Source organism: Stenotrophomonas sp. STM01 (assembly GCF_014852135.1).
GTDB lineage: Bacteria > Pseudomonadota > Gammaproteobacteria > Xanthomonadales > Xanthomonadaceae > Stenotrophomonas > Stenotrophomonas capsici.
The window spans coordinates 985,956-998,021 of record NZ_JACVBA010000001.1 but is presented as its reverse complement, the minus strand read 5'-3'; the positions used below and the strand labels follow the sequence as shown (position 1 = coordinate 998,021).

Sequence of the window (12,066 nt, the reverse complement as noted above, 5' to 3'; positions counted from 1 at the left end):
GCCGGAACAGGGCCTGTACGGGTGCGGCACGGGCCCTGCCGCCGCCCGTCGTGGGGGCGGCGGCGGGCAACGGCTCAGAAGCGCGCGTTGAGCGAGATCCAGTAGCTGCGACGCTGCTCCTTGACCGCGTAGTCGTCCACGCAGCTGTACTCGCTGGGCGAGGTCAGCAGGCACGACTGCGAAACGAAGTCCTTGTCGAACAGGTTGTTCACGCGTGCGTTGAAGGTCAGCCAGGGGGTGGCCTTCCAGCTGCCGCCGAGATGGAAGAGGGTGTAGTCCTCGTAATAGCGGGTCTGTGGGTTGCCGTTGGCGTCCGGCAGGGTGTCGCGGTAGCGGTCGTAGCGGCCTTCGCCGATCAGCGACAGGCTCAGCGCATCGCTGATCTGCCAGTTGAGGCTGGCATTGGCCATGTGCTTGGCGGGGTTGCCGGCGATCGGCAGGCCCTTGCCGGTGCCGCTGGTCTGCTCGCTCTTGGTCCAGGTGTAGTTGCCGCGCAGCTGCAGGTTGGCGAGCAGGTCGACATGGCTGGCCAGCTCGACGCCGCGGGTCTCGGCCTTGTCCAGGTTCACGCTCTGGCCGAAGACGCTGTAGCCCAGCGCTGCCCAGCCCGGGCCGACATCGACGCAATAGCCACCGCCGGCCGGGGCGACCTCGCAGTTCGGGTAGCTGCCGCCGCTGGCGATCTTGTCCTCGAAGCGGTTGAAGAAGGCGGTGGCGTTGAAGCCCCAGCGCTCACCCTCGTAGTAGCTGGCGATCTCGTAGTTGGTGCTGGTTTCCGGCTTGAGGTTGGGCGAGCCCACCATCGGGATCACGCCCTGGCCGCCGAAGCCGGTGACGCCGGGGAACAGCTGGTCCGGGCGCGGGGTCTTGTAGCCGGTGCTGATGCCACCCTTCACGGTCCAGGCATCGCTGGCGTTCCACACCAGGTAGGCGCGCGGGCTGACATGGCTGCCGAAGATGTTGTGGTGGTCATAGCGCAGGCCGAGCGTGGCGGTGAGGCGCTCGGCCAGCGACCAGTTGTCCTCGGCGAACACCGACCAGGTGCGGTGCTTCTGCTTGACGTTGTCCTTGTAGCCGCCGCCGTCCATGCCGAACACGCCGTCGGTCATGTCGGTGTTGTTGTACTGGCCGCCCAGGGTGAGCTGGTGCGCGCCGAACTGCAGGTCCAGCAGGGTGTCCAGCACCAGCGCGTCCAGTTCCATGGTGCGCAGCGGGCGCGGCAGGAAGGCCTGCAGGCGGGCGCGTTCGGCATCGTTGAGGATCGAGACGTTGCCGTTGGTCATGTTGCAGTTGGCGGCCTGGCCGCGGCGGCTGCAGACGTCGTTCCACAGGGTCTGCAGGTCGGCGCGCTCTTCCAGCGTCAACGGCAGCGAGCGACCGAGGTTGTTGCTCTGGGTGCGGGCCAGGCTGGTCTGCCAGGTGCCGAAGTCATAGCGACCCTGGTGGGTCAGGGCGAGCTGGTCCAGTTCGTAGCGCTGGTAGGCGGTATAGCCCACGCGCGGCTGCACCACGCGGCGGCTGGTGGTGCCGCCACTGCCGTTGGGAATGGTGGCCACGCCGCTGCGCCACAGGCTCTCCAGCCCGTCCAGGGTGCCGGTCTGGCCCTTGCTGTTGTCGTACTTCTGGCGGGAGAGGTCATAGTCCAACCACAGGCTGTGGTTCTCCGACACGCTCCAGTCCAGGCGCATGCCCGTGTTCCAGTTGGTGTTGGCCACGGCCTTGCCGCCACCGCCGAAACCGAGCGCGCGCTCCCAGCTGCTGCCATCGGGCAGCGGCAGGGCCGACCACTCCGGCGAGGATTCGTCACTGTCATACCAGCTGCCGCGCACGGTCAGGCCCAGCGTGTCCTTGACCAGCGGGCCGCTGAGATACAGGTCGCTGGTGCGGGCGTCGCCGAACTGGCTGTCCTGTTGCACGGTGAAACCCTGGGTGAACGAACCGCTCCACTGCCCCTTGTTGCGGCGGGTGATGACGTTGATCACGCCGCCCATCGCGTCGGCGCCGTACAGCGTGGACATCGGGCCGCGCACCACTTCGATGCGTTCGATGGCATCGAGCGGCGGCAGGTAGGCGAACTGGCCGCCGCCGAAGTTGTTGGGGTACAGGTTGCCGACGTTGCTCTGGCGGCGGCCGTCGATCAGGACCAGGGTGTATTCCGACGGCATGCCGCGCATGGAGATGGTGGCGCGGCCGTTCTTGTCGGTGGTTTCCATGCCCACGTCGATGCCTTCGACGTCACGCAGTGCGTCGATCAGGCTGGTGTAGGGGCGCAGCGCGAGTTCCTCGCGGCTGACCACGCTGATGCTGGCCGGCGCATCGACGATCTTCTGTTCAAAGCCGGCGGCGGTGACCACCACCTTGTCCAGCGTGGTGGGGGCCCCGGTGCCACTGGCGTGGGCGGAGACGGATAGCGCGCCGAGCACGGCGGCGGTGAGCAGGTGGCGGGAAACGGACGCACGACGACGATGGCTGGCAGCCATGGAAGCAACCTCGGGAAAGATGGATGAGCGGTGCGCAGGCCGGTGCCGCACGCGCTGGCGTGCGGCCGCTGCTGCGGCAGGAAGGAGCAGGGAGCCAGGGCCGGACCCGGCCCGTGGTGACGCAGTCAGGCCAGTGGCGGTGCCTGCCCGCGCTGTTGGCGCGGACTGTGCAGGGCGGGCGGGGCTTGATGCGATGCGGCGGGGATTGGCAGGGGTGCGACGGCGCGTGCAACGGCGGCACGACGCGGCAGGAACCCGGGATGGGGCAGGGCGGCACGCGCCGCATGCAGGGGGGCGGCCCGGCGCAGCTTGGCCGGGCCCTGTTCTTCGAGCGGGGTTTCGCCACGTTCCTCGCCCGCCGTGGCGCAGGTGCTCTGGGCGCCGCCCAGGCGTGGCAGGTGGGTGCCATGCTGCCACAGCGAGGCGAGCAGCGACAGCAGCAGCAACGCGCACAACGCCACCGGGCGGATCGCGCTGGCGCGATGCGCGACGATGGCCACGTCCTGTTGGCGCTGCAGCTGGTACACGTGAAATCCCCGGTGATGCGCACGACAGGAAGGCCATGCGTTTCGGGCGGGAATTTTAGATGGGACGCGTTAGCTTTTGCAAATGATAACCACTATCAATGATGACCGTTGGCCATCACATCGCCTGACCTGTAACCAGGGCACGGATCGCCGCATGGGGCGAGGCCGCCAGTTGTGGACGGATTGCCGCGATGAATGAGGGGCTGCCATTGGCCAATGCCTTCCTCAGCCAGTGCACGGCGGCATCCACCTCGCCGGCCGCCAGCAGCAGGGAAGCGTGGCTGGCCTGGCCACGGAAGTCGCCGGCTTCGGCCGAGCGCAGGTACCAGGCAGGTGCGGCGGCGGGATCGGCGGCGACGCCGCGGCCTTCCTCCAGGCAGCGGCCGACCAGGTTCATCGACTTGGCGTGGCCGGCCTGGGCGGCACGCAGGTAGAGCGCATAGGCGGCGCCCTCGTCCCTGGCCAGCCCGCGTCCGGTGGCAAGCAGATTGGCAAGGTTGTACATCCCCCAGTCCAGGCCACCATCGGCGGCCTGGCGATACCAGACCGCGGCCAGTTCATGGTTGACCGGCGTACCGTGGCCGAGCTCGTGGCAGCGGCCGAGCATGTTCATCGCCTGCGCCAGTCCACCATTGGCGGCGCGCTCGAACCAGGCCATGCCCGCTCCGGCATCGATGTCGCGGCCACGGCCTTCCATGCAGGCTTGGCCGAGCAGGAACTGGGCCAGCACCTCACCGCGCTGCGCGCGCTGCTCGAGCTCGGCCATGACCATGGCCGGGTTGTCCGGGAGTTGCCGCAGCAACGACTGGAGGTCCTGCAGCGCGGTGCTCACGCTTCGGCCCATTGCCGCAGCAGGTTGTGGTAAACGCCGGTCAGGCTGACCAATGACGGGTGCTGGGGATGGTCGCCGGTGAGGCCACGGATGGACAGGTCCAGCTCCCACAGCAGGCGGCGATGGCCGTCGTCGCGCACCATCGACTGGATCCAGAAGAACGATGCCAGGCGCGCACCGCGCGTCACCGGGGTCACCTGGTGCAGGCTGGTCCCGGGGTACAGCACCATGTGCCCGGCGGGAAGTTTGACCCGCTGGTTGCCGTAGGTGTCCTCGATGACCAGTTCGCCCCCGTCGTACTCATCCGGATCGGACAGGAACAGCGTCGCCGACAGGTCGGTGCGGACCGGTTGCGGGTCATCGGGCCGGCTGATGTGGTCGTAGCGGATGGCGTTGTCGACGTGGAAGCCGAAGGTTTCGCCTTCGCGGTAGCAGTTGAACAGCGGTGGGTACACGCGTCGCGGCAAGGCGGCGGCGAAGAAGGTGTCGTTGCGGCCGATGGCATCCAGGACCATCGACCCCAGCGCACGCGCGACCGGATCGGATTCGGGAAGCTGCAGGTTCCGCTTGGCCTGCGCCGACTGGTAGCCGGCGGTGGCCTTGCCGTCGGCCCAGCCCGCATCCTGCAGGCGCTGGCGGGCGAGTGCGACCTGTTCGCGCGTGAGTACGTCGGGGATGTGCAGCAGCATGAGTATTCCCTTGATGCGAAGCCCCCGGCACGAGGCCGGGGGCGGGTGGAGCGGTCCAGCGCGATCAGAACGTGACGTTCAGTGCCAGCGTGGCCGAGCGGCCCGGAGCGATGCTGGCGTAGTGCGAAGCATACGCCTTGGTGAAGTACACCTTGTCGCTCAGGTTCTGCACGTTCAACTGCAGGCTGATGTTCTCCTGGATGGCGTAGCTGGCCATCGCGTCCCAGCGGGTGTAGCTGGGGATCCACTTGAGGTTGGCAGCGTCACCGTACTGCTTGTCCGAATAGGTGGCACCGGCGCCGAGGGTCAGGCCGAACGGGAAGCTGTAGGTCGTCCACAGGTTGGCGCTGTGCTTGGCGGTGTTCGGGAACTGGTTGCCGTTGTTCGGCGACGGGATCCACACGCCCGGTGCCGGGCAGCCGGTGCGGCTGGAGACCGAGCAGGTGAAGCCATTGTCCTTCAGCTCCGAATCCAGGTAGGTGTAGCCGCCGTAGATGCTCCACGCGTCGGTCAGCTGGCCGGTGAAGCCCAGCTCGAAGCCGTCGATGACCTTCTTGCCTGCGTTCTGGGTGGTGCCGTTGTCGATCACCACGCGCGCGTTGTTCAGCTCGGTGTGGAAGAGGGCGGCGGTCAGGTTCAGGCGGTTGTCGAACAGGTCCCACTTGGTGCCCAGTTCGAGGTTCTTGGTCTCCTGTGGCTTCAGGTCGGCGTTGGCGGCATTGATGCCGTCCGAGCCGTCACCACCGTCCATGCCCGGCGGGGTCGAGGAGGTGCCGTAGGACAGGTAGATGCTGCCGTTGGCGACCGGCTTGAACACGACGCCGGCCTGGTAGTTCACGAAGTCGTTGTCGTTGTTGAACACCGTGGGGGCCTTGCCGAGCACCGGGGTAACCTGTTCGGTGGAGTAGTCGTCGTAACGCAGGCCCAGGTTGACCGACCACTGTTCGTTGAACTCGATGGTGTCGAACGCGTAGACCGACTTGGTCTTGGTGGTCTGGCGGACGTCGAGCGCCTTGTTGCTGCGGTAGACGATCTGGTTGGCCGACCACGGATCATTCGGGTTGGGGTTGTTGAAGTCGGTGCAGTTGTAGCCGGTGGCCGCGCCGGTGGTCGGGCAGGCGGTGCTGCCGTTGAGCGGATTGTTGGTGCCCGGCGTCATCTGGTAGGTGCCGCGGGTCATCTTCTCGTCGCTGTACTCCACGCCGGTGCTGTAGCTGTGCTTGAGCGAGCCGGTGGTGAAGCTGCCGGTCAGGCTCAACTGGTCGGTGAAGTTCTTCAGGTCGACGGCGCGGGCGTTGGTACGGCGCCACAGGGTGCCGTACAGGTTCGGGTTGCCCTTGCTGTCGTCCGGCTGGGTCCACAGGTAGTCGTTGCTGGTGTTGCCCAGGCGCGCGATGTTGCGCAGCTTGTGGTCGCCGAAGTCGTAGCTGGCGTCGACGGTACTGATGTCGGCGCGGGTACGCTGGAAATCGCGGTCTTTCAGGCCGTAGTAGTTGTTGCGGTCCGGCACCAGCGGGCTGCCGTCGCCGTTCTTGGCGACGTTCGCGCCGCTGGTGAAGGGGTTGCTGTACGGGAAGCCGCCGGCGTCGGGCAGGTCGTCGGTTTCCATGTGGTAGTGGCCCACGATCAGCTGCGCCGGGCTGTTCAGGCCGAACGCGATCGACGGCGCAATGCCCCAGCGATCGACGTTGGCGGCGTCACGGCCAGCAATGTCGGACTGGTGCTTCATCAGGTTCAGGCGGGCAGCGATGCCGTCACCGAGCACGTAGTTGCTGTCCACGGTGCCGCGCGCGTAGCTGTCGGTGCCCGCGCCCATGCTGACGCTGGTCTCGTTCTTCAGCTTCGGGGTCTTGCTGACCAGATTGAGGCTGCCACCACCGGAATCACGACCGCCATAGGCCGAGCTCGGGCCCTTGACCACTTCCACCTGCTCCAGGTCGAAGATCTCGCGGGTCTGCGAGCCGACGTCGCGCAGGCCGTCGACGAAGATGTTGCTCTGCGAGTCGAAGCCACGGATGAAGGGGCGGTCGCCGGTCGGGTTGCCGCCTTCGCCGGCACCGAAGGTGATGCCCGGAACCATGCGCAGGGCATCCTGCAGGCTGGTCGCGCCGGTTTGCTGGATCAGCTTCTCCGAGACGATGGACACGGACTTCGGGGTGTCCAGCAGGTCAGCGGTGAACTTCGGCGAAGAAGGGGCGAACCAGCTGCCGCGGACCTGCACCTTGTCCAGGTCGGTGGCCTTGCGCGGGTCGGCGCCATTGTCGGCGCTGTCGGCGGCGTGGGCAGCCAACGGGGCGATGGCGATCAGGAGGGCGGACGTCAGCGGAGTACGAGCAGGGTTCATTGCAAAGACTCTGTGGGTAGGCGAAAGGATGGCGACGGCAGGGAGCCGGCGCGGAAAGCGGAAACGGGGGATCAGGCAGACGCGTGGCCGGCGACAGCCGGAACCGGCGTGGATACGGGCTCAGGCCCGCGGAGGGGCGTGGCCGCGATTGATCAGCAGGTAGGGCGCACGCGGATAGCGATGTGCGCTTTCCAGCGCCTGGCGCAGGCGGGTATCGGTCGCTGCGCTCAGGAACGTGCGGCTGGGCGGTGCCGGCAGGGCCCGCGGCGGCAGGCTGCCGGTGGACGCGGGACGTGGCCGCGCGCTGCGCAGGCTTTCGGCCCCGGACTCGGAAATGGCAGCCATGTCCGGCAGGTCCCCGGGCTGGCCACCGCCAGGGAGGGCACTGACCAGGTCGACGGACGCGCTGGGTGCCAACGCGCCGGGCGCGGCCACGGCATGGCCGAGCATCGCCCAGGCGATCAGCAGGCCCAGTGCCAGCATCAGCCACGGCTGGCGCTGCCGCAGCTGGGCGGCGAATCGCTGAATGGCCATGGCGCTGGAAGCGGGCATCGAAGACAGGCGTGTTAAGAAATCATTGCAGGACGCAATGGATGCGCATCTTATTGAGAATTGTTTGCGTTATCAATATTGAGTGGGCCCGCCGGGCCATGACGCCAGGCGAATCACCCGGGCAGGCGCTGCCCGGCCGGCAGGCCAAAGGGGGAGTGGGGAAGGGGGCGCGGCAAGCAGCCGACGGCCGTCTGGCCGCCGGCCCCCGCGTCAGGAGCCGGCGGCCAGACGGCCGTTGCCCGGTGGCCCTGTCGGGCGAGCGGCCTCCGCCGTGGCGGCGGGCGAGGCCTGCAGGCTCAGTGGCGGTCGTCGCGCGACCAGATGCCGCCGTGTTCGCGCTTGACCGGGAACTTGGGCACTGGGGAATAGGCCGGCGCACACAGGGCGCGGCCATCGCGGATGTCGAAGCGGGCACCGTGCAGGATGCACTCGATGCTGCCCTCGGCCGGGTCGATCACGCCGGAGGACAGTTCGAACTCCTCATGGCTGCACTGGTCTTCCAGGGCGTACAGCTCGCCATCGAGGTTGAAGACGACCAGCGGGGTACCGGTGACCTCGTCGAAGGCGGTCTTCATTTCCCCGGGCAGCAGTTCCCCGCTGGCGCAGATGAAGGTCCAGGTCTCGCTCATGCCGCCGCTCCCAGCGGCTTCTCCAGCACTTCGAACTGCAGGTCATCGCGCTTGGGCAGGCCGTAGCGGGCATCGCCGTAGGGGAAGGGCTTCTTGATGCCGGTGCGCACGTACCCGCGGCGTTCGTAGAAGGCGATCAGTTCGTCGCGGCAGTCGATCACCGTCATCTGCATGGTCGGCAGCTGCCACTGTTCGGCGGCAAAGCGCTCGGCGTACTGCATCACCTGCTTGCCGACGCCGCCGCCCTGCGCCTTGGGGTTGACCGCGAACATGCCGAAATAGCCGTGGCCGTTCTCATCGGCGACATGGCAGCAGGCCATCAGCTGGCCGTCCTGTTCGGCCAGCAGGACCACGCTGCGCGCGCGGTTGATGTCGGCCAGGATGCCGTCGGCGTCCACGCGCTGGCCATCGAGCAGGTCGGCCTCGGTGGTCCAGCCGACGCGGGAGGCATCGCCACGGTAGGCGGAAGTCACCAGTTCAATCAGGGCCGGGATGTCGGCGGCGGTCGCGGTACGGAAAGTCAGCTCGTTCATCCCCACATTCTAGTGCGCGCGAGGCGAAGGGGAAGCGGCGGTGCACGGCGCGGCCGGGAACGAGGCGGCGCGTGGCCGGGGTGTCCGGAGACAGCGCCGCGCGTGGCTCGGCACTACCGCATTGCGCCCTCCCTTTCGCGCGGCGAAGGGGGAGGGCTTTCGCGGCCGCTCCTGGCCTCAGCCCAGCAGGGTGCGGACCTTCTTCAGGGCCACCATGAACGACTCGATCTCGTCATGCGTGTTGTAGAAGGCCAGCGAGGCGCGGCAGGTGGCGGCGACGCCGTAGTACTGCAGCAGCGGGTGCGCGCAATGCTGGCCCGAACGCACGGCCACGCCCTGCAGGTCGAGCAGGGTGGCCAGGTCGTGCGAATGCGCGCCGTCGACCAGGAACGACACCACCGCCGCCTTGTGCGGCGTGGTGCCGAAGATGCGCACGCCGTCGATGCGTTGCAGCTCCTCGGTGAAATGCGCCAGCAGCGCCTGCTCGCGGTCGGCGATGTGGTCGCGGCCAAGCGCGTCGAGGTAATCCACCGCCACGCCCAGGCCGATGAAACCGGCGATGTTCGGCGTGCCGGCCTCGAACTTGTGCGGGGCATCGTTGAACACGGTGCCGTCGAAGCTGACTTCCTTGATCATCTCGCCACCGCCCAGGAACGGCGGCATTTCCTGCAGCAGCTCGCGGCGTGCCCACAGTGCGCCGGTGCCGGTCGGGCCGCACATCTTGTGCCCGGTGATGGCGTAGAAATCGCAGCCGATGGCCTGCACGTCCACGCGCAGGTGCGGGGCGGCCTGCGAGCCATCCACCACGGTGACGATGCCGCGCTTGCGCGCCTCGCGGCAGATCTCGCGGACCGGGTTGATGGTGCCCAGCACGTTGGAAACGTGGGTCACTGCCAACAGCTTCACATCCGGGGTCATCGCCGCGTGCAGGGCATCCAGGTCCAGCGAACCGTCGGGCAGGATCTCGGCCACGCGGAGGGTCGCGCCGGTACGCTGCGCCACCAGCTGCCACGGCACGATGTTGGCGTGGTGTTCCATGCGCGAGACCAGGATCACGTCACCGGCCTTCAGGCGCGGCAAGGCCCACGAATAGGCCACCAGGTTGATCGCGAAGGTGGTGCCGCTGCACAGCACCAGCTCGTCGCTGCGCACGTTGAGGAAACGCGCCAGCTTGGCGCGCGCGCCTTCGTACGCTTCGGTGGCTTCGGTGCCCAGCGCGTGCACGGCGCGGCTGACGTTGGCGTTGTAGCGGCGGTAGAACTCGTCCACCGCGCCGATCACCTGCAGCGGCTTCTGCGCGGTGTTGGCGTTGTCGAAGTACACCAGCGGCTTGCCGTTGACTTCACGCATCAGCAGCGGGAAATCGGCGCGCACGCGGTCCCAGTCCGGAGCGGTGGCCGAAGGGTGGATCAGACGCGGGGAGGAAAGGTTCATGCCATGCCAGCCTGTTGCAGTGCCTGGTCCAGGTGCCGGGCCAGCTTCTCGGTGAGGATGCCATCGACCGCGGCGAGCGGTTCGTGGCAGAACGCCGCGCTGAGCATGGCGCGGGCCTGTTCGGCCGGCACGCCACGGGTGCGCAGGTAGAACAGCGCATTGGCGTCGAGCTGGCCCACGGTGGCACCATGCGCCGCCTTGACCTCGTCGGCGTCGATCACCAGCGTCGGCTGGGTATCGATCTCGGCGTCGGCGGACAGCAGCAGGTTCTTGTTGGACAGGTTGGCATCGGTGCCATCGGCGCCTTCGCGGATGTTGATGCCGCCATGGAACACCACGCGGCTGCGGTTGGCGGCCACGCCGCGCCAGACCAGCTCGGCGCTGGTGTCGCGGGCGATGTGGTCGATGCCCAGGCGGGTGTCGATGTGGCGACGGCCATTGCCCAGCAGCACGCCGTTGGCGACCAGCCTGGCGTTGTCACCTTCCAGGCGCACGTTGAGCTCATGGCGGGTCAGCGCCGCGCCCAGTTCCAGGTCGATGCGACGGTACTGCGCGTCGCGCGCAAGCACGGCGTCGGTGCGCAGCAGGTGGGTGTCGCGGCTGCTGCCGGCCTGCACGCGGGCGTGCGCCAGCTGGGCATCCTGGGCCAGGTGGACGTGGACCAGAGTGTTGTCGAAGTTGGCGCTGTCACCGTCGTGCAGGTGGTGCTCGACCAGCCTGAGCGAGGCCCCGCGGCGCAGTTCCACCAGGTGCCGGTGGTGCCACACGCGATCGCTGCCGTCGCCGGTGCTGACGAACACCAGGTGCAGCGGGGTATCGCTGTGGACGCCGTCGCTCACCTGCACCAGCACGCCTTCATCGGCGAGCGCGGCGTTGAGCTGGGCGAAGATCTCCTCGGCGCGGTCGAAGCGGCGGCCAAGGAAGCGGACGGCTTCCGGCTCCTGCTGCTTCACCGCCGACAGGGTGCGTACCTGCACGCCCGCATCCACGCCGGCCAGGTCGCTCAGGTCGCTGCTGGGGCGGCCGTTGACGAACACCAGGCGCGGGGCCGGGATATCGGCCACCAGGGCCGCATCGATGGCCGGTGCCTGCAGCGGAGCGGCGCTGAAGCTGCGGCGCTCGAACTGGCGCAGCGAGGTGTACTTCCAGGCCTCGCTGCGCGCGGCCGGCAGGCCGGTCTTCAGTGCGGCCTCGAGCAGTTCGGCGCGTTCGGTGCTGCCGCAGAAGCCGGCAGCCAGGGAATCCAGCAGGACGCTCATTACTTGGCCGCCTCGCGCACCACGCGGTCCTTCAGGAAGTCGTAGCCGTGTGCTTCCAGCTCCAGCGCCAGTTCCGGGCCACCGCTCTTGACGATGCGGCCATTGGCCAGCACGTGCACCACGTCCGGCTTGATGTAGTCGAGCAGGCGCTGGTAGTGGGTGATGACCAGGAACGAGCGCTCCGGCGAACGCAGCGCGTTGACGCCGTCGGCCACGCTCTTGAGCGCGTCGATGTCCAGGCCCGAGTCGGTCTCGTCCAGGATCGCCAGCTTCGGCTCCAGCACGGCCAGCTGGAAGATCTCGTTGCGCTTCTTCTCGCCGCCGGAGAAGCCTTCGTTGACGCCCCGGTGCAGCAACTCGTCCTTCAGGTGCAGCACGGCCAGCTTCTGCCGGACCAGTTTCAGGAACTGCATCGAATCGAGTTCTTCCTCGCCGCGCGCCTTGCGCTGGGCATTGAGCGCGGCACGCAGGAAGTAGGTGTTGTTCACGCCGGGGATTTCCACCGGGTACTGGAAGGCCAGGAACAGGCCGGCGGCGGCGCGCGCTTCCGGTTCCAGCTCCAGCAGGTCGCTGCCTTCGAACTGCACGCTGCCTTCGGTGACCTCGTAGCCATCGCGGCCGGACAGCACGTTGCCCAGCGTGGACTTGCCGGCGCCGTTCGGGCCCATGATGGCGTGGACTTCACCGGGCTTCACGTCCAGCGACAGGCCCTTGAGGATTTCCTTGTCGCCGATGCTTGCGTGGAGGTTTTCGATCTTCAACATGAGGGTGCGGTCTTCAAATTTGA

General features: G+C 67.8%; 11 protein-coding genes. All 11 read right to left on the bottom strand.

Features of this window, described 5'->3' with window-relative positions; genetic code table 11:
- Window positions 1–74: 74 nt before the first annotated feature.
- Window positions 75–2,480, bottom strand: coding sequence for a TonB-dependent receptor (locus IB227_RS04525; RefSeq protein WP_192286471.1), 2,406 nt, complete (start codon window positions 2,478–2,480; stop codon window positions 75–77).
- Window positions 2,481–2,605: 125 nt separating this feature from the next.
- Complete coding sequence (locus IB227_RS04520) at window positions 2,606–3,007, bottom strand: hypothetical protein (RefSeq protein ID WP_192286470.1); 402 nt, start codon at window positions 3,005–3,007, stop codon at window positions 2,606–2,608.
- Window positions 3,008–3,122: 115 nt separating this feature from the next.
- The gene (locus IB227_RS04515) at window positions 3,123–3,779 is read right to left on the bottom strand and encodes a tetratricopeptide repeat protein (RefSeq protein ID WP_225591703.1); all 657 of its coding nucleotides are present in this window, start codon (window positions 3,777–3,779) and stop codon (window positions 3,123–3,125) included.
- A gap of 56 nt (window positions 3,780–3,835) precedes the next feature.
- The gene (locus tag IB227_RS04510; protein WP_192286468.1) at window positions 3,836–4,528 is read right to left on the bottom strand and encodes a Fe2+-dependent dioxygenase; all 693 of its coding nucleotides are present in this window, start codon (window positions 4,526–4,528) and stop codon (window positions 3,836–3,838) included.
- A gap of 64 nt (window positions 4,529–4,592) precedes the next feature.
- On the bottom strand, window positions 4,593–6,872 hold the full coding sequence (locus IB227_RS04505; RefSeq protein ID WP_192286467.1) for a TonB-dependent receptor: 2,280 nt from the start codon (window positions 6,870–6,872) through the stop codon (window positions 4,593–4,595).
- 120 nt (window positions 6,873–6,992) lie between these two features.
- Window positions 6,993–7,406 (bottom strand): hypothetical protein, encoded by a 414-nt coding sequence (locus IB227_RS04500; protein ID WP_192286466.1) that lies wholly within the window; start codon window positions 7,404–7,406, stop codon window positions 6,993–6,995.
- Between the two features lie 314 nt (window positions 7,407–7,720).
- Entirely contained in the window at window positions 7,721–8,053 is a 333-nt protein-coding gene (locus tag IB227_RS04495; protein ID WP_192286465.1) for a non-heme iron oxygenase ferredoxin subunit, read from the bottom strand.
- Complete coding sequence (locus IB227_RS04490; protein WP_132864712.1) at window positions 8,050–8,586, bottom strand: GNAT family N-acetyltransferase; 537 nt, start codon at window positions 8,584–8,586, stop codon at window positions 8,050–8,052. The genes IB227_RS04495 and IB227_RS04490 overlap by 4 nt, the downstream gene beginning before the upstream one ends.
- A 177-nt stretch (window positions 8,587–8,763) precedes the next feature.
- Entirely contained in the window at window positions 8,764–10,020 is a 1,257-nt protein-coding gene (locus IB227_RS04485) for a cysteine desulfurase (protein ID WP_192286464.1), read from the bottom strand.
- Window positions 10,017–11,279 (bottom strand): Fe-S cluster assembly protein SufD, encoded by a 1,263-nt coding sequence (gene sufD, locus IB227_RS04480; protein ID WP_192286463.1) that lies wholly within the window; start codon window positions 11,277–11,279, stop codon window positions 10,017–10,019. The genes IB227_RS04485 and sufD overlap by 4 nt, the downstream gene beginning before the upstream one ends.
- On the bottom strand, window positions 11,279–12,043 hold the full coding sequence (gene sufC / locus IB227_RS04475; RefSeq protein WP_132864709.1) for a Fe-S cluster assembly ATPase SufC: 765 nt from the start codon (window positions 12,041–12,043) through the stop codon (window positions 11,279–11,281). Before sufC ends, sufD begins: the two co-directional genes overlap by 1 nt.
- Window positions 12,044–12,066: the final 23 nt, after the last annotated feature.

Coding starts and splice junctions, on each gene's coding strand:
- IB227_RS04525 (WP_192286471.1), bottom strand. CDS start 2,480: ATGGCTGCCAGCCATCGTCGTCGTGCGTCCGTTTCCCGCCACCTGCTC.
- IB227_RS04515 (WP_225591703.1), bottom strand. CDS start 3,779: ATGGTCATGGCCGAGCTCGAGCAGCGCGCGCAGCGCGGTGAGGTGCTG.
- IB227_RS04510 (WP_192286468.1), bottom strand. CDS start 4,528: ATGCTGCTGCACATCCCCGACGTACTCACGCGCGAACAGGTCGCACTC.
- IB227_RS04505 (WP_192286467.1), bottom strand. CDS start 6,872: ATGAACCCTGCTCGTACTCCGCTGACGTCCGCCCTCCTGATCGCCATC.
- IB227_RS04500 (WP_192286466.1), bottom strand. CDS start 7,406: ATGGCCATTCAGCGATTCGCCGCCCAGCTGCGGCAGCGCCAGCCGTGG.
- IB227_RS04495 (WP_192286465.1), bottom strand. CDS start 8,053: ATGAGCGAGACCTGGACCTTCATCTGCGCCAGCGGGGAACTGCTGCCC.
- IB227_RS04490 (WP_132864712.1), bottom strand. CDS start 8,586: ATGAACGAGCTGACTTTCCGTACCGCGACCGCCGCCGACATCCCGGCC.
- IB227_RS04485 (WP_192286464.1), bottom strand. CDS start 10,020: ATGAACCTTTCCTCCCCGCGTCTGATCCACCCTTCGGCCACCGCTCCG.
- sufD (WP_192286463.1), bottom strand. CDS start 11,279: ATGAGCGTCCTGCTGGATTCCCTGGCTGCCGGCTTCTGCGGCAGCACC.
- sufC (WP_132864709.1), bottom strand. CDS start 12,043: ATGTTGAAGATCGAAAACCTCCACGCAAGCATCGGCGACAAGGAAATC.